This is a genomic window from Ktedonospora formicarum (genome assembly GCF_016587355.1).
Lineage (GTDB): Bacteria > Chloroflexota > Ktedonobacteria > Ktedonobacterales > Ktedonobacteraceae > Ktedonobacter > Ktedonobacter formicarum.
Genome location: NZ_BNJF01000001.1, coordinates 585,862 through 610,504, shown reverse-complemented (window position 1 = coordinate 610,504; position 24,643 = coordinate 585,862). Strand labels below are relative to the sequence as shown.

At 52.3% G+C, this 24,643-nt stretch carries 17 protein-coding genes and 1 pseudogene; 8 read left to right on the top strand and 10 right to left on the bottom strand.

Annotated elements, in window-relative coordinates; translation table 11 throughout:
- Positions 1-237 precede the first annotated feature (237 nt).
- The 7 genes from K3T82_RS02720 to K3T82_RS02690 all read left to right on the top strand — a co-directional run bounded on the left by K3T82_RS02720 (position 238) and on the right by K3T82_RS02690 (position 11,238).
- The gene (locus K3T82_RS02720; protein ID WP_220191959.1) at positions 238-1,218 is read left to right on the top strand and encodes a universal stress protein; all 981 of its coding nucleotides are present in this window, start codon (positions 238-240) and stop codon (positions 1,216-1,218) included.
- An 833-nt stretch (positions 1,219-2,051) separates the two neighbouring features.
- Positions 2,052-4,277, top strand: a complete 2,226-nt coding sequence (locus tag K3T82_RS02715; RefSeq protein ID WP_220191958.1) for a discoidin domain-containing protein — start codon at positions 2,052-2,054, stop codon at positions 4,275-4,277.
- Between the two features lie 119 nt (positions 4,278-4,396).
- Positions 4,397-7,654, top strand: coding sequence for a glycosyl hydrolase (locus tag K3T82_RS02710; protein ID WP_220191957.1), 3,258 nt, complete (start codon positions 4,397-4,399; stop codon positions 7,652-7,654).
- A 348-nt stretch (positions 7,655-8,002) separates the two neighbouring features.
- Positions 8,003-8,704, top strand: a complete 702-nt coding sequence (locus tag K3T82_RS02705; RefSeq protein ID WP_220191956.1) for a hypothetical protein — start codon at positions 8,003-8,005, stop codon at positions 8,702-8,704.
- Between the two features lie 215 nt (positions 8,705-8,919).
- A complete protein-coding gene (locus K3T82_RS02700) occupies positions 8,920-9,606 on the top strand; it encodes a TetR/AcrR family transcriptional regulator (protein WP_220191955.1) in 687 nt (228 codons plus the stop codon).
- Between the two features lie 14 nt (positions 9,607-9,620).
- The gene (locus K3T82_RS02695) at positions 9,621-10,478 is read left to right on the top strand and encodes an alpha/beta fold hydrolase (protein ID WP_220191954.1); all 858 of its coding nucleotides are present in this window, start codon (positions 9,621-9,623) and stop codon (positions 10,476-10,478) included.
- 190 nt (positions 10,479-10,668) lie between these two features.
- A complete protein-coding gene (locus K3T82_RS02690; RefSeq protein WP_220191953.1) occupies positions 10,669-11,238 on the top strand; it encodes a GNAT family N-acetyltransferase in 570 nt (189 codons plus the stop codon).
- Positions 11,239-11,330: 92 nt separating this feature from the next.
- On the opposite strand, the gene K3T82_RS02685 is transcribed toward K3T82_RS02690, so the two are convergent.
- The 6 genes and pseudogenes from K3T82_RS02685 to K3T82_RS47495 all read right to left on the bottom strand — a co-directional run.
- Positions 11,331-11,795, bottom strand: coding sequence for an SRPBCC family protein (locus K3T82_RS02685; protein ID WP_220191952.1), 465 nt, complete (start codon positions 11,793-11,795; stop codon positions 11,331-11,333).
- A complete protein-coding gene (locus tag K3T82_RS02680) occupies positions 11,792-12,124 on the bottom strand; it encodes an ArsR/SmtB family transcription factor (protein WP_220191951.1) in 333 nt (110 codons plus the stop codon). Before K3T82_RS02680 ends, K3T82_RS02685 begins: the two co-directional genes overlap by 4 nt.
- Before the next feature lie 199 nt (positions 12,125-12,323).
- Positions 12,324-12,686 (bottom strand): hypothetical protein, encoded by a 363-nt coding sequence (locus K3T82_RS02675; RefSeq protein WP_220191950.1) that lies wholly within the window; start codon positions 12,684-12,686, stop codon positions 12,324-12,326.
- Between the two features lie 117 nt (positions 12,687-12,803).
- A complete protein-coding gene (gene fumC / locus K3T82_RS02670; protein ID WP_220191949.1) occupies positions 12,804-14,294 on the bottom strand; it encodes a class II fumarate hydratase in 1,491 nt (496 codons plus the stop codon).
- Positions 14,291-16,021, bottom strand: a complete 1,731-nt coding sequence (locus K3T82_RS02665; RefSeq protein ID WP_220191948.1) for an NAD-dependent malic enzyme — start codon at positions 16,019-16,021, stop codon at positions 14,291-14,293. The genes fumC and K3T82_RS02665 overlap by 4 nt, the downstream gene beginning before the upstream one ends.
- 279 nt (positions 16,022-16,300) lie before the next feature.
- Positions 16,301-16,459 (bottom strand): annotated as a pseudogene (locus K3T82_RS47495) (LLM class flavin-dependent oxidoreductase); the annotation flags it as partial.
- Positions 16,460-16,737: 278 nt separating this feature from the next.
- Between K3T82_RS47495 and K3T82_RS02660 the strand changes: the two are divergent.
- The gene (locus K3T82_RS02660) at positions 16,738-17,358 is read left to right on the top strand and encodes a dihydrofolate reductase family protein (protein WP_220191947.1); all 621 of its coding nucleotides are present in this window, start codon (positions 16,738-16,740) and stop codon (positions 17,356-17,358) included.
- 219 nt (positions 17,359-17,577) lie between these two features.
- Here the strand turns inward: K3T82_RS02660 and K3T82_RS02655 are convergent, their stop codons facing one another.
- The 4 genes from K3T82_RS02655 to K3T82_RS02640 form a co-directional block, all read right to left on the bottom strand.
- Complete coding sequence (locus tag K3T82_RS02655; RefSeq protein ID WP_307810730.1) at positions 17,578-20,037, bottom strand: heavy metal translocating P-type ATPase; 2,460 nt, start codon at positions 20,035-20,037, stop codon at positions 17,578-17,580.
- Positions 20,038-20,364: 327 nt separating this feature from the next.
- Positions 20,365-21,558 carry an ABC transporter permease gene (locus tag K3T82_RS02650; RefSeq protein WP_236030971.1) on the bottom strand — a complete coding sequence of 398 codons (1,194 nt, stop codon included), beginning with the start codon at positions 21,556-21,558 and terminating at the stop codon, positions 20,365-20,367.
- 15 nt (positions 21,559-21,573) lie between these two features.
- Positions 21,574-22,533, bottom strand: coding sequence for an ABC transporter permease (locus K3T82_RS02645; protein ID WP_220191946.1), 960 nt, complete (start codon positions 22,531-22,533; stop codon positions 21,574-21,576).
- 213 nt (positions 22,534-22,746) lie between these two features.
- On the bottom strand, positions 22,747-24,438 hold the full coding sequence (locus tag K3T82_RS02640) for a peptide ABC transporter substrate-binding protein (protein WP_236030969.1): 1,692 nt from the start codon (positions 24,436-24,438) through the stop codon (positions 22,747-22,749).
- Between the last annotated feature and the right edge of the window lie 205 nt (positions 24,439-24,643).

Sequence of the window (24,643 nt, the reverse complement as noted above, 5' to 3'; positions counted from 1 at the left end):
CGAAACAACAGATCTTTTGTGGTCTTAAACTAGGATAATCCTTGTATCTCACAGGAGCATCACAAAGGAGAGTAGCTTTCTCACTGACAGATCACATTTTTACCATGTGCAAAGGTTGTTTGTTCGCTGGTCGTCTTGGCTGAGAAAGAATTACCTCATGCATTGAGGAATGTGCTAATAGTGAAGTGAGGGAGGTATCCCTCACTTAGGTTTGCTCTAAAGAGGGGGTGGTCAATAATGTTTCAACATATTCTTGTGCCACTGGATGGATCGCCACTTGCTGAAGAAGCCCTCCCAGTAGCCGCGCAGTTGGCCCGCGCCTCTGGGGGAATGATCACTCTCTTGCAAGTAGTTGATATTTCCTATGCGTATCTCTCATATGGAGCGATGCAGCCAGCTATTACGCAAGAGATTATCGATAGCAGCTTTTCCTGTGCCAGAATGTATCTGGATTCCCTGTCTCGCTATCCAGATTTGGCTGGTGTGTCTCTCAAAAAGCAGGTCGCGTTGGGGTATGCAGCGGCTATGATTCTTTCCGAGGCAAGCGAGCACTTAGTTGATATTATAGTGATGTCCAGTCATGGATATACAGGAATTAAAAGGTGGGTGCTGGGAAGTGTGGCGGAAAAGGTGGTTCATCATGCACCTGTCCCAATTCTCATTCTTCGCGACAAAAAAACGCTGTTTATTCAATCGAATGGAGAAGGCACAGGGGGCATTCGTGCTCTGGTACCGCTTGATTCTTCGGCTCGTTCGCAGGATGTGATTGCACCTGCGCTGGCTTTGGTGGCTGCTTTGTCTTCACCTGGACAGGGTAGACTCCACTTTGCACAGATGGTTGTCGCTTCAAAAGAGCGCAATGAGGAAGCCAGGGCGGAGTCTCTACAAAGCGCCAGGCAGAATCTACAAGATGTGAGCATGTGCATTAACGAAGGTCTCGTTGCCAATGTCGATTCTGATCCTGGTTTCAAGCTCACATGGTCAGCCTCATTGGCGCGGGATATCGCGGAAGGAATCGTTCATATGGCGGAGTGTGGTGAGAGGTCTGGAGATAAAAGTATCATTGGACCTAGTGACCTTATTGCCATGACAACGCATGGGTATAGTGGAATCAAAAAATGGGCTATGGGGAGCATCGCGGAGCGTGTGCTCCATGCCACCAAACTTCCATTGCTGCTGGTGCGTCCCGCCGATATGGTTAGAAAAGAACATCTATAGCAGGATTGCCAGTGAAGACAGGATGTTAGAGCATGTTTCTCTCGGGAGAGTTTTGATACCAGTCACAGTATGGATGCCATTGGAATAGTTTCGTAAAATTTCGGCATGTGCTTTGAGAAGACGTAGATATTGACCACGGAGATATAGAATATTTTCCGATAGTTTTTATTATATATCGAAGCAAGAACAGAGCTTGCGTGAAAGGAAGATAATAGGGCAAAAGGCAAGAGATAACACTTGACAAGACAGAAAAAATTCGTTAAATTCATACTAGATATTTGATATTTAATTTCGCAAACTTTCGATGCAATAGAGCGAAGTGCTTCAGAACATTGGTATAGTGTATTTTAACATTTCTGGAATGTCGCGCTTAATTGGCACAAGACAAGGATTGTCTTGCCTTCGATGGAGGAGGGAACTTCCAATGCACCTCACTTTCTCGCGACCTTGCACACCTCTACTTTGTGATGTATCTCCTTTCTTTGAACGTTTATGTACGCTGGTTTATAGCACTTCGCCTTCACCTCATTAAGGCTTTCTATGCATTGACGAAGCTTTCGTGGCTGTTTGTGGCGCGAGCGCACAAACGTTCAACATCTCTAGCCCCTGTCGTGATATCCGTATGTACGTAACTATCAAGCTGATGCAATGCCTACTCTCCTTAAATTCGAGATAGAGATAGATACCTGATAGGATGATTCAAGGTCTCTAAGAGCGCATCCAGGATGCGCTTGTGAGCCTCGACTCTATTTACTCAGCCGAGAGACACGGTATGTCTCGATGTCTTCGTGTGTTTCGCTATACAAACATCTGTTTTGCTCAAAGGAGATGCCATGGATGCTATTTCTACGGACGCCAGGAAGCGTCCGAAGCCAGGGCGACGCGGCTTACAGCTAGCACTCACGCTCTGCCTTTTGCTTGTATCACTTCTCTCCTACCCACTTTTCGCACGCTCGACGACGGCTCGAGCTGAATCCTCTTTACTTTCGCAGGGCAAGCCTGCGACGGCTTCCTCCTCCGAGTCGGCGGCTGTAGGTGCCACCTTAGCGGTTGATGGTAACCTGGGTACCCGCTGGTCAAGCGCCTTTAGCGACCCGCAGTGGTTACAGGTGGACCTTGGAAGTACCGCCACCGTAACTCAGGTCATCTTGAATTGGGAGGCCGCGTATGGGACTTCTTACCAGATCCAGGTTTCAACTGATGGCACCAATTGGAGCAATATCTATTCGACCACCACAGGAGCAGGTGGCACGGAAACGCTGAATGTTTCCGGCACGGGCCGCTATGTACGCTTCTATGGGACGAAGCGTGCCACGCAGTATGGCTACTCGCTCTGGGAACTCCAGGTGTATGGTACCACCCAGGGTGGCTCTAGCTGTGGTATTACCAATGTCGCGCGCGGTAAGACTGCCACGGCCTCTTCGGTCCAGGCTGGTAATGTCTTTGTTCCATCGGCTGCCGTTGATGGTGATTCCGGTACCCGCTGGTCAAGCGATGCCAGTGATCCTCAATGGTTGCAGGTCGATCTTGGTAGCTCGCAAACTGTCTGCGAGGTGGCATTGCAGTGGGAGACCGCCTACGCCAAAGCCTACCAGATCCAGATTTCTAGCAATGGCACCACCTGGACGACTATCTATTCCACCACAACAGGCCCTGGTGGGACCGAATTGATCTATCTCGCTGGCACAGGGCGCTACATCCGTATGTATGGCACCCAACGCGCCACACAGTTTGGCTACTCGCTCTGGGAGTTCGAGGTCTTCGCGGGTGGTGGCGGCACGACTCCCACCCCCACGCCTACATCTCCCACCACCCCTACCGCTACTCCAACGCCAGGAGGGACGCTCCTATCCTATAACAAGCCAGTGGTCGCATCCTCTTACCAGGACAACGCGAACTGCGGTGGGTGTACACCAGCCAAGGTTGTTGACATGGACCCAGCGACCCGTTGGGCGACCAGCGATACCACTGGCTGGGTCGATCCAGGCTGGATCTATATTGACCTGACCGCGAGCGCGACGATCAGCAAGGTTGTGCTGCAATGGGAGAATGCCTACGCGACAGCCTATCAGATTCAGGTCTCCAACGACGCGAACAACTGGAATACGATCTACTCTACCACGACAGGGGCAGGATTCCTGCAAACGCTGAATGTGTCTGGTACGGGTCGCTATGTGCGTATGTATGGCACCCAGCGCTCGACCCCTTACGGCTACTCACTCTGGGAGTTCCAGGTATATGGCAGTGGTGGAAATCCCACGCAGCCACCCGCTTCACCTCCACCACCACGCAACCCCACCCAACTCGTCTGGTCCGACGAATTCAATAGCGCCAAAGGAACCACTCCTGACGCCACCAAGTGGACACCTGAAGTAGGAACTGGCCCCAATGGCGAGTTGGAATACTACACCAACAATCAAAACGCCTCTATGGATGGAAACGGCAACCTTGTGCTTGAGGCGCGTAAGCAAGTGACGACTGGCTCGCACTGCCCAACCGACCCCTTATCCGGAAGCACCACCTGTCAGTATACCTCTGCCCGCCTCAATACACATGGGCATTTTAGCTTTACCTATGGGCATGTAGAGGCGCGTATCAAGGTATCTGGCACCCAGGGACTCTGGCCCGCGTTCTGGCTGCTGGGTAGCAACTACTTTGATAACAATACGCCCTGGCCCAACTGTGGCGAGATTGACATTATGGAGCACATTGGCAAGGTTCCCAACACGACCTACTCCACGATTCATGCGCCCGCGTATAACGGTGGTGGTGGTATTGGCTCGCCATATACGTTAGCGAACAACGCTGACTTCGCCAGCGGCTTTCATGTCTTCGCGCTTGATTGGGATGGCAGCCATATGACCTTCTCTGTTGACGGCAACGCCTTCTTCACGATTCAGAAGAGTAATGTCGAGGCGACACGCGGTCCCTGGGTGTATGACCATCCATTCTTCATCATCCTTAACAACGCGGTAGGTGGAGACTGGCCCGGCGCGCCCGATGGCACAACGACGTTCCCGCAACAGATGGCCGTTGACTATGTGCGCGTCTATCAATAGCTCAATACATTCCTGACACGTAGTGTTCTTTTGAACCCTTTCGAGCGAGCGAGAGTGCCAATGTGCACCTTGCTCGCTCAGGGACCAACCTTCGTTGACCGCAAGGAAGAGGAAAACGCATGCGAGGTACATTACGTCTTTTCGCCAGGTATGGGAGAGTGCTTATCGTGCTCTCGCTTATCCTGATGTCATTCCTATTGATAAGGACCATCGACCCACGGGCGCACGCGGCCTCAATCGTACCTGTGGGATCGGGAAGCTACACTACCACGCTTCCACCGAATGTCAATGCTCCACCGAACAAGATCTATCGCACCTCTCGCGTCACTGGACCGATGCCTACCAATGATTGGTGGACCTCAGTGGCGTGGGCCCAACCCTCCTTCCCAATCTATCCACTTCCTTTAGCCTTGCAGGCGACCACCACTGGTATCGGGGTTAGCTATCCCAACCTGCAAGCCGAACAGGTTGCAGTACACGCAGGCTATCAGACGGATTTCACATTGGGAGCCTCGACCGGCACCTTCCCCTCGTCGAATCCACTGGTTGATGGCTACTCTGATTGGACAGTCTCTCTACTGTGGGATGCGGGTGGCGGAAGTAATATGCGCGTGACTTCCGGGCAAGGATCGCCCTATCTCTACGCGACATTTGCCAAGGAGAATCCACAGATCACCTTTCCCGCGACCCCAACGGTCTGGTCCGGCACTGCCTCCTCTAGTGTGCTTGGGATTACCGTCAATGGGCATAATTACGCACTCTTCGGCCCGAGTGGTTCTACCTGGAGCGGTCTGGGAACCACAACCTTTACCAACGACTTGAAGGGCAAGACCTACTTCTCGCTGGCGGCCCTGCCAGATGCCACAGCCGCCACGCTCCAGACATATCAACGCTATGCCTACTCATTTGTCACGGGGACACAGGTCAACTGGTCCTATGACCAGAGTCGGAGCCAGGTTCATACAACCTATACGTTCACGACACAGGCCCAAGAGGGAACGCAGACCGGCACTATCATGGCCCTCTTCCCCAACCAATGGAAGGTCGCTGATAGCTTCTCTCCTCTGGCGTATACCTACCATAGTATTCGTGGCACGATGAAGACCCTGGCTGGCTCGTCCTTCTCGACGACATTGACCTATCATGGCATCTTGCCTGTCTTCCCCGATGTTGGACAGTACAACCAGAACACCCTTATCGACTACATTGAGGCGGCGAACAATCAGAGCCGCGATCCCTCGGTTGGCGATACCTACTGGGGAGGGAAGGCGCTCTTACAGGTCGCGTCCCTGCTGCCCCTGGCGCGTCAGGCCGGACTGAATTCAGCGTATAACCATTTGCTGAGTTGGCTGGAAGGCGCGATGGCGGACCATTTCACGGCAACCGACGCGTCAGGCAATGCCAAGACAACCAATCTCTTCTACTATGATTCGAACTGGGGAACCTTGATTGGGTACCCTGCTTCCTATGGCTCTGAGAGCGATCTCAACGACCACCATTTCCATTATGGCTACTGGCTCGACGCAGCCGCCACAATCGCGCGGGCCGATCCTTCGTGGGTGGGCAAGTACGGCGGCATGGTCAATCTGCTCGTTAATGACATTGCCGATCCCAGCCGGACAGACTCGCAGTTCCCCTTCTTGCGTAATTTTTCGCCCTATGAGGGGCATTCATGGGCCTCGGGGAGCGAACTGGCATCATGGGGCAATAACCAGGAGTCCTCCTCCGAAGCCATTAACGCCTGGGCTGGCTTGATTCAGTGGGGGACTGCTACGGGCAATACGCAGTTGCGCGATCTGGGAATCTACCTCTATACTACGGAGACACAGGCTGTCGATCAGTACTGGTTTAACGTCAATCACGATAACTTCGCCACTGGCTATGGGTATAACTATACCGCGCAGGTATGGGGAGGCCAGATCTGGAACGGAACCTACTTCTCCGCCGATCCACAGGACATTCGCGGTATCAACCTGCTCCCTATTACACCTGCCTCACTGTATCTGGCGAACAACACCAGCTATGAGCAGGAGTTCTTACAGGCCCTCACGAACGAGCATGGTAGTAATACCTGGAGCGAGTGGCAGGATACTTTCTGGGAGTATCAGGCGCTCATTGACGCGCCAGGAGCCATCTCGCTCTTTAACGCTCAGCCCAACTATACGCCGGGCGCATCTGAGAGCAAGGCCTTTACCTACTCCATGCTCTATGACCTACAAACACTGGGGCAGGTGAACGCGGCGGTTACCGCCAATACTCCTTTGTACGCGGTCTTCAAGCAGGGTAGCACAGTCAACCATGTCGCCTATAATGCCGGAAGCGCGGCGATTACGGTCACCTTCTCTGATGGCACGTCGTTCTCCGTTCCTGCTGGGAGTATCGCGGTCAATGGGACTGTGATACAACCCCGAACGCTGCCACCTCCAACGGGCCTGCAAATTAATGCTGGTGGTGGAGAAGCCTATCCATTTGCCGCCGATCAAAACTTTAGCGGCGGCGCGACGACCAGCACAAATACGGCGATCAATACGAGTGGGGTGAGCAATCCCGCACCCCAGTACGTCTATCAGTCCAACCGCTATGGTAGCTTCACCTATACCTTCTCGCATCTGACGCCCAACATCTCCTATCCCGTGCGCCTGCACTTCGCTGAAACCTACTGGACTCAAGCGGGCCAGCGCGTCTTCAATGTCAGCGCCAATGGGCAACAAACCCTTGCCAACTTCGACATTGTGGCTGCGGCAGGTGGGGCCAATAAGGCCGTGGTGAAGCAGTTTAACGCTACAGCCGATGGGAATGGGACGATTACTCTTCAGTTTACAACCGTCAAGGATAACGCTGAAGTCAGCGGCATTGAGGTTGTGGGTGCGGGCGGCACACAGCCAACGCCGACTCCCACTCCTCCAACACCAACGCCAAACCCACCAACAGGAGGCAGTGGCGTGCAGATAAACTCAGGCGGGAATGCCGTCTCTCCCTTTATCGCGGATACCGACTTTAGTGGCGGAACAGCGGTGACCTCTGGCAATACAGTCAGCACCAGTGGCGTTACTAATCCCGCGCCCCAGGCGGTCTATCAAACCAACCGTTATGGCAATTTTACCTACACAATTCCGAACCTGACACCTGGAAAATCTTACACTGTGCGTCTGCACTTCGCGGAGACATACTGGACCCAGACGGGACAACGTATCTTTAATGTCAGCCTGAATGGGCAGCAGGTGCTGGCAAACTTTGATATCGTTGCCTCGGCTGGCGGGGTTAACAAGGCCGTAGTGAAGCAGTTTACCGCGACCGCCGACAGCGCGGGCAAGATAACGATCCAATTCGTCACCATTGTGGACAATGCTCAGGTGAATGGTATCGAAGTGCTGTAAAAGTAGCGCTCTGGTCCTCACGACCAGAAAGGTGTATAGAACAAGGAAAGCGTTCGCTGGCGAGCGCTTTCCTTGTTCTATACACAATTTAAACTGTTTAGCTTCTGGCTTACTCTAAAAAGCATTCACCAACGTCTCTTGAGCGGCGGCTAGCTTCGCCGCCACATGGTTCCACTTCAAGCTGAGCTTGTGTTGTGCGACGTCTGAGCATCCGCGCTCAGGCGAATGCATAGATAACTATGAGAAACCATCCTGTGAGGTGGAAACGTGTTACGTCTACGTTCGTAGAAATAGATTTGTAGAGAGGTAGTGAGATGTAATCTTTCACAGAAATTGGAGTGATACACCATGCCAAAAAGACATCAACAACATCCAGCGATGTGCCTCCAGGGGCACAACAATCCGAAAAAGACGACAGTTATTACGACTGGAACCCCTAAGACGAAAAAAGCGTACAAAGAAGAAGCCCTACGCCATGAAAACCCCGCCAAACCACCTCCCATAACTAAAGTTCGCCCTGAACATGTCCTGCACCCGGAGGTCGCGACCAAGAAACAAGATTCATTGGCCCGTATGCAGGATGGCGCGCATCGTAGTGGTAGCGCCTCCAACGCCCATAGCCGCCGCAAGCATGCCAGGTTGCATGAACAAGCTGATAGACGGCAGCCAGAGTCCAGGCCCTTACCGCATGATGACTTTGATGAGGATCTGAGACCAGACAATTTCAAGGGCGCGAATCATGGTCCGATGTCTGAGCCGAAGGACATTGGCCTGCGTGCCAGTGACATAAAGGAGCTTTATCAAGTCTTGCCGGATTTTAGTACGGCTGAAATGCGTGACCTTGTGATCATTCCAGTGGGTGAACGCCTGGAGCAGGGTGCTAAGTACATTGACTTAATGCACCGTGAGAAGGGAGAGTTTACCGCGATGGCTAACATGGTGGTGGAGGATGGACATGATTATGTCCCCAAAGATCACACCGGTTACGTGCTCTGGAATCGCCTGCGAGGCGTCACTTCGCCTGCGCGCCTGGATGAAGCAGAGCGTTAGGCCAAGAGACAATGCCTTGATGGGGGTTCGCGATATATTTTGAGACTGAGCTCCCATCAAGGCGTTGAAGCTCATTCACAACACTCCCAGTTGACCTGCTCACCTCAACATATACACGCCTCTTCAATCCCACTTCTGGTCTATAGGCTCTTGCTAAATATGGAGGTGTAGAGTACTCTAGTACCAATATAGCGTTTCTGGTACTGGAGTTAGACATGGATGGACAGCTAAAGCTATCAGGCCCAAAGGACCTTGATATGCGTGCCGAACGTATTCTTGCCACAGCGACGCGCCTGATCCTGCACTATGGCTACGATAAAACCACAATGGGAGACATCGCTACCGCAGCGAATGTCTCCAAAAGCACCGTTTATCTCTATTGGCAGAGCAAGGAAACGTTGTTGCAAGCCTTGCTCACGCGTGAAACCCTCGATGTTGCTAATGACTGGCTACGACGTGTCCAGGATGATTCGCAGGGAGGTACCTTGTTTGGTATTTACCAGCATGGCTTCCGGGCGCTAGCAGCACATCCCCTGATGAGTGCTCTCTATACAAAAGAAAGCCATGTCCTGGGAGAGTATGTGCGGCGGCGTGACCCGGCCCGCCATGTCCTCCCCTATCAGTTCAATCGCCTCCTCGTCCAGCGCTTGCAAGCAGCAGGTATCATTCGCGCTGACGTTCCCGACGCGGTCCTTAATCACGTGCTTGTGCTCCTCTCGGTAGGGCTTTTCTCGATTGGAGAATTGCTGCCGCCTGAAGAAACGCCCCCTCTGGAAGAGGTTATGGATACCCTGGCGGAGATGGTCGCGCGTTCTCTGGCACCGTCTGAGCCGGGGGATTCGGCACAGGGAAAGGTGGCTTTACAAATGTTTCTCGAACAATTAATGAGTGCTTTCATATAGAGGAGCATTTCTCGATGCAAAATACAGCTTCGCAGGCAATCTGGCTCGAAATTGATGGTATGCATCTTCATTGCCTTACGGCTGGAGAGAACGGTTCCCCGGTGGTCCTATTGCATGGAGCAGGGCTGGACTCGGCAGCCCTTTCCTGGGGCGAAGTCATGGGGCCGCTCTCGGCTCATCACTGTGTCTTCGCATTTGATCTTCCTGGTTATGGGCAGAGTTCCAGGCCCGATCTCACATATACGATTGAATTCTTTGTGGCGGTACTGAAGAAGGCGCTAGATATGTTGGGCCTGGATAAGGTTAGCCTGGTTGGTCTTTCGCAGGGAGGCGCCATCGCGCTCGGCTTGACGCTTGATGAGCCTCAGCGGATAGATAAGTTGGTGCTTGTTGACCCTTATGGGATACAAGATAAACTAGCAGCACATAACCTTTCCTATTGCTATGTGCATCTCCCATTCCTTGACGCATTCAGCTACTGGCTGGTGGGTAGAAGCCGATCCCTGGTGCGGTGGACGCTGCTGGCTGGCCTTATTTATAATCCAGATCATCTCTCTGATGAATTGGTTGAGCAGGTCTATCAGGCGGCACAGGAACCGAAAGCTGGCAGAGCTTTTATCTCCATGCAGAGAAGCGAGGTCCGCTGGTCTGGTCTGCGCAGCAACTTTACCGCCAGATTGCACGAAATTCTGGCGCCAACACTGCTGATTCATGGCGCGCAAGATCAAGCTGTTCCTCTTATTTACGCCGAGCGAGCTCATGAGCTTATTCCTCATTCACAGCTCTCTATCATGCAGGAGTGTAAACATTGGCCGCAGCGGGAGGACCCGGAGGAATTTAACCGCATTGTGGGCAACTTTCTGGCAGAGTGATATGAGTAGGGGCGGGATAGGGTTGAAGAAACCGGAGGAGGGAGTTGGAGCAAGTACAACTCTAATCGTACTCAGACTAATGAGAAGCCTATTCCTGCTACCTGTGCCAGCCTGGTTTGTATGGTATACTAATCAGGCTGCAATTGTCCTCCATCATATCCATCGATGGTAATCATCTCCTTGAGCAACAATGCAAAATTTGATCCAGATCCGACCGGCACAGCCCGGTGATGCTGAGAGAGCGGCGCTTCTGCTGCACTCAGCTTATACTCATACCCATGTCACCTATCCACCGCAAGACATACAAGAGAGCGGCTTTATAACACGTTTACAGGATTTTTTCCGCCAGAACACCAATCGTTTTAGCTATCAACATATTCAGGTGGCGGAACAGAACTCAGAAGTGGTTGGAGTGATCCTGAGTTTTGGAGGTCGAACTGAGGTCGACCTCAATACCGCTATTGGAAATTGGCTCGAACGGGAGGCACTGGATGATGAATGGTATATAGATGCTCTTGCTGTCTTCCAGAATTGGGGTCGCCAGGGAATTGGAGCGTGTTTGCTGCATAGTGCCGAACGGCAAGCTCTCCAACACCACTACTCCAAAATTGCGCTGCATGTCGCGCAAGAGAATACAGCGGCGTTGGACCTCTATACGCGTTTGGGCTATATAGTCACCCAGCAAGCAGTTCTCTACCAACGTCCGCACATCCGTATGGTAAAAAAACTGGATCATAAAGAGTTGGGGATCAACGAATGATTCTTAAGTAGCAGGATACCACATATTTTTGCTGGCAATCTTAATGATCTCTTGTGGAGGGGCTTGGTATAGCCCTCCGCAAGAGATCGCTCCTATTTGCTTGTCGAGGTGTAAACAGCATGATCGTCGGCGAGGGTTTCCCCCAGTTGGCGTATAAGGCGTCCCCAGCCTCCGCTCATGATCTGGTAAGAGAGTTGTAGCAGTGGGTGCGCGAGATCGAACCCGCTATGTTCCAGGAACAGGTGTGTGCCCTGCTCTTGCGGCTCTAGACGCCAGGTAACGATTGAGCGTAGATCGTTTTTCCCAGAGTGATCGATCCAACTGTAGCTGAGATTTCGCTCGACCTCAAAGGAGAGAACTTCACATTGGATGATGCCGCTAAAATTCACTTTGGGTATAGGTGTGCCTTTGAAGGTAAAACGATGGCCAACCTTCAGTTGGAAATCATTGGGCATTAGCCAGCGAGCTAGAAGAGCAGAATCAGTTAATGCTCGCCAGACGTGCGTCGGTGGGTATGGAAAGAACTGGTCAATAGCAATGGTAGAAGAATTAGTCATAGTGTTTTCTCATGCTCCTCAGCAAGTACTGCTTCCAGATTTGTCATGCGCTCCTGCCAGAATCGTTCGTAGGGCGCCAACCAGTGATGAATTGCTTGTAATGGCGCTGCTTGCAGGCGATAGTAGCGGTGCCGCCCCTGCCTCTGTTCGCTGACCAGACCTGCATCAAGTAGCACCTTCAGGTGTTCCGAAATAGTGGGGCGCTGCATAACGAAATGATCTGCCAGGTATTGAACAGGTTTCTCTCCCTCGTCTCGAAGCAAACGCAATAGTTCGCGCCGCGTCGGGTTGCCCAGGGCCGCAAAGACGGGGTCAATCATATCAAGCATTTGGTAAGCCCTTCTTTTATCTTCCCTGATACGTCGGAATTTTCCTACGCATAAGCCTAGTCCTATTATACGTCGGAAAATTCCTACCTGTCAAGGCTGATTATTAGGAGAAGAGTCGGGGCAAGTGCGAGCTATATAACCCGAAACCAATAGCAACGCTTTTGTGATCATGTTGGCTTATGAAGAGGAAGGGCTTGCGTTAATTATCGAGCTCTTCCTCAAGATTATTGGGAGGGATAGCGAGACCAGAATCAACGATGAAGAAGGCATCGCCGATGCGTTGGGCAAGAACATAAGGTTGTAAAATCTCCTCTTCGTCTTCGTCTTCAAATATGGGTGTATCAGGGATGGAGGCTTCCACCTCATCAGAAATATCGACATCGAGGGTGTTGGAAGGATCGTTGAGCCATGCGTCGAGGGCCTGGGGAAGCGTCTCTGAATAGTGTTGAAACCAGGAAAGGAAGGCCAGAGCCTGCTCAGCCGTCAGGGAAAGAGTGCGTCCATCAGGCAAAGGAAGATGCAATATGGAGCGCTCTGGATTCTGATTATGATGATCTACCATAGGTGAGCACCTGCTTTCGAAAAGAGTCTCTGGAGCAGATACGAACGAGTAAGGTAGAAAGATACAAGAAGAAGCTAGTTGGTGGGCTAGGTACTAATTTTGGCCTCCATTAACACCTCATTTCAAACCAAGATCCTTGTGAGGATTTCCAACCATCCTGGCTGGTACTATGATTCGATCAAATTCCTCGGCATTAATGGAACCACTCTCAAGGGCTGCCTCACGTAAGGTTTTCTTCTCATCAAGTGCTTTGTGTGCGATAGCCGAAGCCTTGTCATACCCAATGACCGGGCTGAGAGCAGTCACAAGCATCAGTGATTCGTTGACGTACTGGCTGATTCGCTCGCGATCTAATGTTATACCTTCAATTCCGTATTCGCGCAACTTGTCACAAGCATCCCCCAGGATACGCGCCGAGTGTAGTACATTCTCGATGATAATCGGGCGCATGGCATTGAGTTCGAAGTTGCCCTGTGATCCTGCAAAGGCGACGGTCGTATCGTTGCCGATGACCTGGATACACACCATAACCATCGCCTCTTCCTGGGTGGGATTGACCTTGCCTGGCATAATCGAGGAGCCAGGCTCGTTGGCGGGCAGATTGAGTTCATGGATTCCTGCCCGTGGTCCGCTCCCTAGCCACCGAATGTCATTGGCGATCTTCATCAAAGTGACTGCCAGCGCTCGCAGAGCCGCACTCGCGTTGACCATGGCATCGAGAGACCCTTGAGCCGCGAACTTGTTGGGGGAACTGACAAATGGGTGTTTCGTCAGACGCGCTATCTCTGCCGCGATTTCAGGCCCAAAGTCTGGTAATGTATTGAGGCCCGTTCCCACGGCTGTTCCACCAGCCGCAAGTTGATACAATCCGTGTAAGGATTGTTTTACCAGTGCTACTGCATCCTTAAGTTGGGTCACATATCCTGACCATTCTTGCCCAACGGTGAGGGGGGTCGCATCTTGCAGGTGAGTACGCCCGATTTTGACGACATCCACCCAGGCTACTGCCTTCTTCCACATGGTTTCAATGAGCTTCTCCACCTGTGGTATGAGATGATTGGTAATCTCTAGCACTGTGGCGATATGCATTGCCGTGGGAAAGGTATCATTGGAGGACTGAGACATGTTGACATCATCATTGGGATGGATGGGGGATTTGCTTCCCAACGTTCCTCCAAGCAGTTGAATGGCCCGGTTAGAGATGACCTCGTTTACGTTCATGTTTGATTGGGTGCCTGAGCCAGTTTGCCAGACATAAAGTGGAAATTCGCTGTCCAGCTTGCCTGCAATGACTTCATCGGCCACCCTACTGATAACATCCGCTTTGTCCCGTGCCAGTTTGCCCGCCTCGGCGTTGACGATGGCCGCAGCCTTCTTTACATATCCATAGGCATGGTAGACGGCCTTGGGCATATGATCGTCCCCAATGGAAAAATGTATTAGGGAGCGCTGAGTCTGCGCTCCCCAATAGTGTTCCGCTGGTACCTCAATTGTGCCCATGGAGTCGGATTCCTGGCGTGTGCCTGTGGCTCCTGTGCCAATGGGATGTTCCTGAGTGATGACGGCCTGACTCTTCTTCCTGGTGTCTTGCTTGCGAGGTGATGTCATACCCGCACCTCCTGCTTGACTACAACCTGCGGATAGACTGGTTGCCACATCATGTTCTGCACTTGCTGAATTACATTGGGAAGTTTCGCGCGTGCCAGCCCTTCAGCGGCGGCGGTTTTGGCGACCTCTACCGCGACAGTGGCTGAGACTTCGCGTAGATTCTCGACATGTGGTAAGAGCGAGGCCCCTGGTTGATGAATATCCACGAGGCCCGCGACCGCGCGAGCGGCAGCCATGAGCATGCCGTCGCTCACCTGGCGCGCTCGGGCGACAATCGCTCCCAATCCCAATCCGGGATAGAGCAGGGCATTGTTCGCCTGTCCAGTCGAGTAGGTAATGCCCTTATACGTGATTGGACGCCAGGGCACACCAGTCGCGATGAGGGCACGTCCATCTGTCCAGTTTATCAAGTTGGGCGGCGTTGCCTCCATGAGGGTTGTTGGATTGGAGATTGGGAAGATGATAGGGCGCTCGACGTGGGAGGCCATATCTTTGACGATGGCTTCGGTGAAGGTGCCCGGAGCCGTTGATGTTCCAATCATAATAGTTGGATGCACCTGTCGTACAACTTCAGCCAGGCTGATACCCCCATTGGGCATATCGTGCTTCCACTTGGCGACTTCGCTGGCGGGGCGCGCGTAAGGCACCTGGAAATCACGCAGTTCACTGCCCATGTTGTCGGTGAGCAGACCCTGAATATCGACACACCAGAAGCATCGTGTGGCTTCGTCCCGTGATAACCCTTCCTGCATCATGGCCGCGCGAATCTGATCAGCATTGCCGATTCCAGCCGTGCCTGAGCCAAAAATGACGACTCGCTGGTCACGTAAGGCTTGCCCAGACACCTTCATAGCTGAGAAGATCCCTGCCAGTGTGATCGCTCCCGTACCTTGCACATCGTCGTTAAAGGTGCAGATCTGAGCGCGGTACTTCTCTAAAATGCGCCGTGCATTGCCAGGTCCAAAGTCTTCCCAGTGTAGCAAGGCATTGGGGAACAGTTTTGTTGCTGCCTTGACATAGGCAGCGATAAAGGCGTCATAGCGTGCTCCACGCACCCTGGCATGCCGATTGCCGAGATAGAACGGGTCATTGAGCAGGCTTTCACGATTGGTTCCTACATCGAGCATGACAGGAATAACGCGAGCCGGATCAATTCCGGCTGCCGCCGTATAGACCGCAAGCTTTCCGACAGAGATATCCATTCCGCCTACGCCCCAGTCGCCGATGCCGAGTATTTCTTCCGCATCCGTGGCTACAATCAAGTCTATCTCTTCGGGTCCCGCCCCAAAATTGCGTAGTGCCTCTTCAATTGCATTTGGGTGATCGATGGAGAGGTAGACACCCCGTGGTCGGCGATATTCGTGGCTGTAATGCTCGATGGCTTTGGCGATTGTGGGATCATAGACAATTGGTAACATTTCAAAGAGATGCTCGGAGAGGAGGCGGTAAAACAGGATTTCATTGCGGTCTTGTAAAGCAGTTAGAAAGCGGTTTTTGCTCTCGTCATCAGGTTGCTGCTCGTATTGAGCATAGCAATGTTTGACTTGCTCATCTATAGACGTTACAGCGGATGGAAGGAGCCCAACGAGATGAAAGGTCTTGCGCTCCTCAAGAGTGAAAGCTGTACCGCGATTCAGCATTGGATCATTGAGTAAAGTGAGGCGGGTAGCTTCAGTTGCTAGACGTTGCTCGCCGGGCTTGCCAGGGAGTAACTGGTAGTTTCTCATGTTCATCTCTCCATCTCTTTTGGCTATGAACAGGAAGGAGGTGTGACTGAATATAATTTTTCGAGAGAAATACCTGATATCAACCAGATACTATCGTGTCCCTCTGAGCGATTCACTGTCAAGCAGAAGCATGTCTCTTTTTCCCTGTTTCATCTTCAATGGTTGTGGGAGCGCAAAAGTTGGCAAAATCGTTGCTGTATGTTAGAAAGAAGAAATGATTGCCAAGTAAGTTTAGCCTCCTCTACGAGACAGCCATAAATGTCTCGTAGAGGAGGCTAAAGTCCACATCGAGAGAATCACCTGGAGGGCTTCTCGGAGCATGCGTAGCCGCTCAGGGGCATCAGGATAAGGATATCCATACGCACGATACTCATGCTCGTACTACCTCGCCCCGATGCCGAAGTTCAAGCGACTATGGGAGAGGACCGCAAAGGTGCTTGTCGTCCCAGAAAAAGTGAGTGAGTTTTCAGGATGGAATATTCCAGCATCTTAAAATAATGACAGATAAGTCTATGTGACATCATTTACTCTGGCATTCATTGCAGTCTGTATGCCAGAACAGACATGACCGAGATGGCTTCAATTGGGCAATAATATGCCCGATTGTGGGAAAAAGCAAGATTGAAGAAGTTTTTCTCAATGAAGCATGCGACACTCCTTCCATATCCTAGCATGATGGAGAAAGGCGTTTGATGAGCATATGGAAGGAGTGTCGCATGCGTAAACTCATTGTCAGTAACCTGGTGTCATTGGATGGCTATTATGAAGGGAAAGAGAGGAATCTTGATACCTTCTTCGACTATTTCCATGAAGACTATTCAGGGGATCAGCATTTCGATGAATATAATACTGAACGGTTGCGGGCCGCTGATACCTTGCTCCTGAGTGGGCGCACGTCATTTTTGGGCAACAAGACGTATTGGGCAGGGGTTCCGCAGGACCCGAATGCAACTGCGATCAGAAGAGAATTTGCTGAGTTGATGAAGTCTGTCAAGAAAATCGTGGTTTCGGATACCATCACCCATGAGGACTTAGCTCCCTGGGAAGAGACAACGCGTATCGTCAGAGGGGCGGAGGTGTACGAAGCGATTGCTGCCCTCAAACAGCAGCCCGGCAGAGACATCTTCTCGTTTGTGAGCCGTATGCTCTGGAACGACCTACTTCTGCATGATCTCGTCGATGAATTGCACCTCACGATCTTTCCAGTGATCGCGGGTGAAGGGACACCATTGTTCACAGGTCGTCCGCCAGTACCTCTCAAACTCCTTGCCACACGCACCTGGCAGGGCTCCGGGAACATCCTTGCCTGTTATCAAGTAGGGCGAATGAAGTCATAACGAAATGATCATTCATATCTAGCCGGGAGGAAGAGGGAAGACCGATCCCAGTCTTTCCGGTATGAGCTCACAGTTACTGTCCTACAGTAACTGTGAGCTCATACCGGAAACATTACTTGCCAAAGCGTCGTAGACGCAATGAATTACTGACTACAGTTACCGAAGAGAGGGCCATCGCCGCTGCTGCAAAGATTGGTGCGTTCTCTTGCAGGAAAGGGATCAAGGGGAGAGAATGGCAGCGGGTATCAGAATGATATTGTAAGCAAAAGCCCAGAAGAGATTCTGCTTGATGGTGCGTAGCGTCGCCCGTGAGAGCGCCAGAGCAGTTGCCACACTTCTCAAATTGCCCTTGACCAGGGTAATATCAGAGGCTTCCATCGCGATATCCGTGCCTGTTCCCATCGCGATACCCGCATCCGCCTGTACCAGGGCAGGGGCGTCGTTGATGCCATCACCCGCGAATGCTACGACCAGCCCTTGAGCTTGAAGGCGTTTGACCTGATTGGCTTTATCTTCTGGAAGCACTTCCGCCAGAATATGTGTTGATGGTATGCCAACCTGGGAGGCAATGGCCTGCGCGGTACGCTGATTGTCTCCCGTAATCATCCACACCTGTAAGCCCTGCGCTTGTAAGCTTGCGATGGCTTCGCGTGAGCCGACCTTAATGGTATCCGCGACCGCGACCAGCCCAACGACTTGCTGATCTAGAGCAATGAGCATTGCGGTTTTGCCTTGCTCCTCTAATTGTTCCAGGCGATCATGTAGTGGAGCGCTATCCAGGTGGTGCATTTGCATGAGGCCACGCGTTCCAACCAGAACTTGATGCCCTTCCACCGTTGCCTCCAACCCACGCCCTGCTAGCGCTGTGAAGGCTTCAGGTGACCCTTTCCAGGTCAAACCTCTGACCTTCGCACCCTCAATAATGGCGGTCGCGAGAGGATGCTCAGACCCTTGCTCGGCCCTCGCTACCATTCGTAACATTGTATCTGCATCAGTTCCTGGTAATGCGAAAACATCCGTCAATTCAGGTTTCCCTTTAGTAATAGTTCCAGTTTTATCGAGCAGTACGGCGCGCACGGCTTGAATGCGCTCCAGACTCTCGCCTCCCTTGATCAAAATGCCCTGCTCCGCGCCCTTGCCTGTCCCTACCATAATAGCGGTAGGTGTCGCCAGACCCAGCGCGCAAGGGCAGGCCACGACAAGAACCGTGATTGCCGCGACAAGAGCTATGACCCATGGATTGCTCGCTGTCATAGCCTGTCCCATGTCTGGCTGAGTCGGCGTGATGCTCAGATTGCCAGCGATTGACCAGCCAATAAAGGTCAGGGCTCCAATTACTAAGACCACTGGTACAAAAATGCCTGAGATGGTATCCGCCAGGCGCTGAATGGGCGCTTTCGATCCCTGCGCCTGCTCTACAAGACGAATGATGCTTGCCAGGACAGTATCGGCTCCTACTTTGGTCGCCCGCATATGTAGGAGTCCACGCTGGTTGATAGTTGCGCCAATCAAGGTATCGCTTTCGCTCTTTTCTACGGGGAGGCTTTCACCAGTAATCATTGCCTCATCCACCGAAGAGCGACCAGTAAGGACGATACCATCAACGGGAATCTTTTCGCCGGGTCGCACGATCAGTTCATCACCAACATGAACCTGTTCAATGGGTAGTTCTAGCTCTTGTCCGGCGCGCACTACATGGGCTGTGCGTGCCTGGAGGCCCATCAATTTCTGAATAGCCTCATTGGTTTGCCCCTTAGCGCGAGTTTCCAGGTACTTGCCCAAGAAGATGAGCGTGATAATCAAGGCTGCTGTGTCATAGAAGGTGATGGCACCAACTGTCTGGGGGAAAAAGGTCGCGACCACACTCATGAGGTAGGCAGCGGTTGATCCCAGCGAGATCAAGGTGTCCATGTTCGCCCCAAAATGCCGTGCTGTTTTGAGCGCGGTCCGATGGAACTCCCAGCCAACCACGGCCCAGATCGGTGTGGTCAGGATCAGCAACAAGAGATTCTCTCCTGGAAAGCGGTTCATGAAGAACATATTGAGTATTACTACTGGTACTGAGAGGATAATACTCAGGATGAGTAGAGTTCGCTTGCGCGCTAATTCTGCCTGCCGACGCTGGCGTTGGGCATCCGCCGGGGAGGGTGACGCTGTCTCAGCGAGATTAGAGCTTGTCGTCGAAGTTTGCTCGGATATTGCCCGTGTTTGAGGGGTTGCCTTATAGCCGATAGCATCAACCTTTGCGGTCATCTTCGCTATGTCTGTCTGAGTTGGATCATAGCTGACCGTTGCTTGCTCAGTCGCCAGGTTGACCGAGGCTTCTAGCACGCCTGGAACTTTCTTGAGCCCCTTCTCGATGCGCATAGCGCAGGAAGCACAAGTCATCCCTTCCAGGTCCAGGAGCACCTCTACCTCGCCGGAGGTGGGTGCCTGTTCCTGGGGCTCAGGAGGTGCAAGCGGGATCGCCTTGTAGCCGATGGCATCAACCTTCGCGACCAGCTTTTCTACCTGGGTCTCCGTTGGATTATAGCTGACATTTGCCCGCTCAGTTGCTAGATTGACTGACACATCAGTGACGCCTGGAACTTTATTGAGTCCCTTCTCAATGCGCATAGCGCAAGAGGCGCAAGTCATCCCTTCTATCGCAAACATCGCGTTCTGTGGCTCTTGTATCATATCTGAACCTCTCTGTAGAGAGGAATTTGTCTCTATCGTCATATTACAGTCCTTTGCCGCTGTACCGTATCCTCATACCCCTACCGAGGGGGTATGGGTAATATACCGCTGCTAGTGTCGATTTGTCAAGGTCTGGCAAAGGGGTGCAGCTTTTATTTCTCTCAAAGTATGTGGAGATGCCTCCTTCAAGTTCTTCTCTTATCTTACAGAGTCCGCGAATTGGACGTTATCCAATAAAGAAGCGACCGTTATCTACAACGATAACGACCGCTTCTTTATTGGACTTCAGTGAAAAGGTCTTCTCTGCGTGGCTGCTGACCGCTCTCTTTAATCCTTTGAGCGGGGATCGAAGGCGTCGCGGAGACCATCTCCAAGGAAAGAGAATGCGAGCACAATAGCCGCGAGAACTCCAGAGGGAAGGAGGGCCTCCCAGGGGTGGGTGCTCAGGAGTGTGGCACCATCCGAGATCATCAGACCAATGCTTGATCCCGGAGGTTGTACTCCCAGACCGAGCAGGCTGATACCTGCCTCACTGATAATGGTGTTGGAGAGGTTGAGAGTAGAGGCAATAATTACGACGCTGAACAGGTTGGGGATGATGTGGCGCAGGATGATGCTCAGATCGCTGGAGCCAGTGGTGCGGGCGGCCTCAACGAATTGCTGCTGCTTAATTTGTAGCGTTTGCCCGCGCACATAGCGCGCCATGAGAGGCCAGGATGTGAGCGCCAGAGCCATCGCGACCAGAATCAGACGCGCGTTCCCATTGGGTCCCAGGATAGGGATATGAGAGAGCGTAACGTTGGCCTGCGCGCCAAATATGCCAGTGAGCAGGATGACAAAGAGCAGACCGGGAAAGGCGAACATGAGGTCCGCGAACCGGGCCAGTAGGGTGTCGACCCATCCTCCGTAGTAGCCCGCAATGACGCCAATCAGGATACCGAGAATGATGTTAACAACCTCTACCAGGACTGCGACTAGAATCGAGATCAGCAAGCCTTGCATAAGGCGCGCCAGGAGATCCTGACCAATGCGATCAGTCCCCAGCCAGTATTGAGAAGATGGCCCTTCATCCAGACGATTGAGTTCCTGGTGTGAGAAGCTATGGTAGACATCGGGCGAAACTTTACCATTGATGGGGCTATTATACTCACCTCCGATATGCTGGTAGATAGATGGCCCGATGATGGCGATGAGCACAAAAAAGAGAATTATGCCCAGGCTGATCATTGCTCTTTTATCGCGGCGTAAGCGTCGAAGGGAGTCTTGCAGAGGTGTTGGTGGTTTGGGCATTGGCGTAGGGAGAGATGCCCCATCCGTCGCGACGATTTCTCCACTCTCTGGCAGTTCGATAGGTGGCAGATGCGCGGGTGCCTCGGCTTCTGTCTCCTGGGTTGGCCCCTCGTCAACTGTCTGTTCATCAGAAGTGAGCACATCTGCGCGTGTCTCTTCAGCCTGTGTTGCCTCTGCTTGATGCTGTGTTGTCTTCTCTTCTTGAGTGCCAGGATTATCCTGAGTATCCATGAGCGCCCCCCCTTTCTATTCAGCCTTAATGCGCGGATCAACCAGCGTATAGAGCAGGTCGGAGACCAGATTGCCTAAGACGACACTACACGCTAACATAACGGTGGTGGCCTGAAGAACAGGATAGTCCAGCGAGTCGATGGCCTCCAATGTCAGGTTCGCTACACCTGGTAAGTTGAAAATCTTCTCCGTGAAAAAGGCCCCTGTGACCAGGAAGCCAACCGAGACACCAATGACGGTCACCAGAGGGATCAGGGCATTTCGAAAGGCGTGGCGATAAACCACGACTTGCTCGATCATACCTTTGGCTCGCGCGGTCTTGATATAGTCTTGCCGCAATACCTCTAGCATGCTGGTGCGAGCCAGGCGCGCATAGTAGGCCATGCCTGCCGCTGTATAGACAAGGATGGGAGCGAGTTTGTACTGAACATCCTGCCAGCTATATTGCCAGGGCGTGCCCCACTGTGTTACTGGCCAGCGCATCCCCAGCGTTTTATCCATCCAGATAATTAGCAATTGGAAGAGAACCCCAAAAATAAAGACGGGAATGGCGTAGAGGACCAGAGCCAGCCCCATATTGAAGGTATCTACCCATGTGTTGGCTCGTAACGCGGAGGCGATACCCAGGGGGATACCAATAACTAATTGCAGAAAAAGGCCCCATAGCGCCAATTCCAACGAGACGGGGACGCCATCCTTCAGAATATCCCATACAGGCCGGTTGATTGTACGAAAGGAGAGGCCAAAATCGAGTCGAACGAGATGGCTCATATAGCTGATATATTGTTGATACCAGGGTAGATCCAGGCCATATTGATGTTTAAGCTGAGCCTCCAGCGCCGCGTTGGGGTGATCGCCAAGCAGGACGCGAATGGGATCTCCGGGCGCGAAGTGTCCCATGAGGAAGGTAATAAACGTGACGCCAATCACAACGAAGAGGAGACCTAGCAGCCGTTTCAAGAGAAAGCGAAACATTGTTGCATACCTCGTACCAGAAATCTCGGGCGCGTCGATTGAGAGTGTCAACATTGTCCCATCGCGAGGATTTGCCGTGTGGGCAGTGCGCCCCCGAGATGTGTACGGGCGCTGCAATGGGGGGCTCGTACGCAGTATTAGGTGCCTGATCTGGTTCCTCGTACCATTCATGGACAATCCAGAATGGTACGAGGACCGGATAAGAAGAACGCGTTACTGCGTGATATAGATCTTGCTCCAGTCGTCAGGCGGGATCAACTGCTGTGAGTTGAGGGAAAGATTCGCCACACCGGGTCTAACCAGATATTGAACCTTTTCCTGCCAGAGGGGGAGCCAGGCGACGTCATTGATAGCTTTCTGCTCTGCGTCGTTGTAGAGCTGCATGCGCTTGGTTTTGTCCTGTTCCTGGTCGGCAGCTTCCAAGGTCTTCTGGACTTCTAACTGGGCGCTGGAGGCTGTCGAGCTATTCTGACCGTAGTTGGACTGGTTGTAGTCCTGGCCTTTATCGAAGAAGAGGGTTAGCCAGTCCTGAGGATCGGGATAGTCGGCATTCCAACCAGCCTGCCACATCATAAGTGAGCCGTTATTCTTGGTCGCGGTCGTCAGATCCAGCAGTTTTGGCCGGGTGACGATATTAATATTGACCTTGACCCCAAGCGTGTTCTGCCACATCTGTGAGATCGCGGTAAGGGCATCCTTAAAGTTCTGGTTGCGTGGATAGAAGGTTAGAGTGATGGGGGGCAGGGCACCGACATTGGCGTATCCCGCCTCTTTCATTCCGTCCTGTAAGAGCTGTTTGGCCTTGGCGGAGTCGCCCTTGGTATCGGTACCAAGTGGCCCAGTGAGCTTATCATTGTAACCCGGCATACCTTGAGGAATGACGTGGTTGGAAGGGGTGAAGGCTCCCTTCATCGCACTCTGTACGATCAAATCTTTGTTGATGGCAAGGGCGAACGCCTGACGGATCTTGATGTTATCGAAGGGTTTCACCAGGTAATTCATCGCGATATAGCGAATCGTCAGGATTGGTGTTTCCTTGAATCCCTGTGAGCCGCGTTCCTGATCCAGATTCGTCGATGGAACGGGCGTGAAGTCAAGCTGCTGGGCCTGGAATGCCCGGTACATCGCGTCCTGGTCCTTGTAGAAGATGATAGAAAGCTTGCTCATCTGAGGCTTGGAGCCGTAGTAAGAGTCGTTGCGCACGAGATCTATACCCTTGTTATGAGTATATTTCGTGACCTTCCAGGGTCCGGAACCCGCGCCCTCATCCAGATGATCTGTCCAGTTTGTATTGTACTTCTCGACGAGTTTCTTATTGACGACATAGGAGGTGGGATACGAGAGCGTTTGCAGGAAGTACGCGGCTGGCTGGCCGATCTTAATCACTACCGTCTCTGGATCGGGAGCAAGCAGGCTGGTGCCAATGAGTGTCTTGACCTTGCCGCTGTTGAAGTCTTTAAAGCCCTTTACGAGCTGGAGATAACCAGCGACACTCGATTTTGTCGCAGGATCAATGGCCCGGTTGATACTGTAGACGACATCTTCAGAGGTGAGTTTATCGCCATTGCTGAAGGTCAGATTCTTCTTTAGTTTGAAGGTCCAGGTCAGACCACCATCGGACTGCTGATAACTCTCTGCGAGCTGAGGTTTCACCTGTAGGCCTGCGTCAAGTGTTACCAATCCCGTGAAGATATTCTGGATCGGGAAGTTCGAGTCCGTATCCTGTACCAGGGCGGGATCAACGGTGTTGACATCGGGATCGCCCACGACGGGATAGCGGAGTATCTGCTTATCGTCCGACACCTTACTGGTCGAAGGTGTATCACCTCCGCATGCCGCTAGCACCATTGCTAGCAAGCACAAGAAGCTAAGTAGCATCACAGCTGACCGTTTGCCAGGTTTCAAGCCTTTTCTCCTTGCACTACACAGCGCATCTGGACGTGAGAGTAGAGTTGTTCTGCTTCTACTGTCTTCTCATTTGGAAGATGCACCGCTAAATAAGAGAATGTAAAAGACGCCTAAAAGAGCTTCGAACACTAGGACGGTAAAGAGTGTGGTAGCCGCACCGTCGCCCCGATGGTTTTCCAGATTTATTGAAGAGGTAAGAGGT

What these genes read in the sequence shown, in the direction of transcription:
- K3T82_RS02705 (WP_220191956.1), top strand. Translation starts at nt 8,003, where the DNA reads ATGCCAAAAAGACATCAACAACATCCAGCGATGTGCCTCCAGGGGCAC.
- K3T82_RS02685 (WP_220191952.1), bottom strand. Translation starts at nt 11,795, where the DNA reads ATGACTAATTCTTCTACCATTGCTATTGACCAGTTCTTTCCATACCCA.
- K3T82_RS02720 (WP_220191959.1), top strand. Translation starts at nt 238, where the DNA reads ATGTTTCAACATATTCTTGTGCCACTGGATGGATCGCCACTTGCTGAA.
- K3T82_RS02675 (WP_220191950.1), bottom strand. Translation starts at nt 12,686, where the DNA reads ATGGTAGATCATCATAATCAGAATCCAGAGCGCTCCATATTGCATCTT.
- K3T82_RS02715 (WP_220191958.1), top strand. Translation starts at nt 2,052, where the DNA reads ATGGATGCTATTTCTACGGACGCCAGGAAGCGTCCGAAGCCAGGGCGA.
- K3T82_RS02660 (WP_220191947.1), top strand. Translation starts at nt 16,738, where the DNA reads ATGCGTAAACTCATTGTCAGTAACCTGGTGTCATTGGATGGCTATTAT.
- K3T82_RS02655 (WP_307810730.1), bottom strand. Translation starts at nt 20,037, where the DNA reads ATGATACAAGAGCCACAGAACGCGATGTTTGCGATAGAAGGGATGACT.
- K3T82_RS02690 (WP_220191953.1), top strand. Translation starts at nt 10,669, where the DNA reads ATGCAAAATTTGATCCAGATCCGACCGGCACAGCCCGGTGATGCTGAG.
- K3T82_RS02650 (WP_236030971.1), bottom strand. Translation starts at nt 21,558, where the DNA reads ATGGATACTCAGGATAATCCTGGCACTCAAGAAGAGAAGACAACACAG.
- fumC (WP_220191949.1), bottom strand. Translation starts at nt 14,294, where the DNA reads ATGACATCACCTCGCAAGCAAGACACCAGGAAGAAGAGTCAGGCCGTC.
- K3T82_RS02680 (WP_220191951.1), bottom strand. Translation starts at nt 12,124, where the DNA reads ATGCTTGATATGATTGACCCCGTCTTTGCGGCCCTGGGCAACCCGACG.
- K3T82_RS02645 (WP_220191946.1), bottom strand. Translation starts at nt 22,533, where the DNA reads ATGTTTCGCTTTCTCTTGAAACGGCTGCTAGGTCTCCTCTTCGTTGTG.
- K3T82_RS02700 (WP_220191955.1), top strand. Translation starts at nt 8,920, where the DNA reads ATGGATGGACAGCTAAAGCTATCAGGCCCAAAGGACCTTGATATGCGT.
- K3T82_RS02710 (WP_220191957.1), top strand. Translation starts at nt 4,397, where the DNA reads ATGCGAGGTACATTACGTCTTTTCGCCAGGTATGGGAGAGTGCTTATC.
- K3T82_RS02695 (WP_220191954.1), top strand. Translation starts at nt 9,621, where the DNA reads ATGCAAAATACAGCTTCGCAGGCAATCTGGCTCGAAATTGATGGTATG.
- K3T82_RS02665 (WP_220191948.1), bottom strand. Translation starts at nt 16,021, where the DNA reads ATGAGAAACTACCAGTTACTCCCTGGCAAGCCCGGCGAGCAACGTCTA.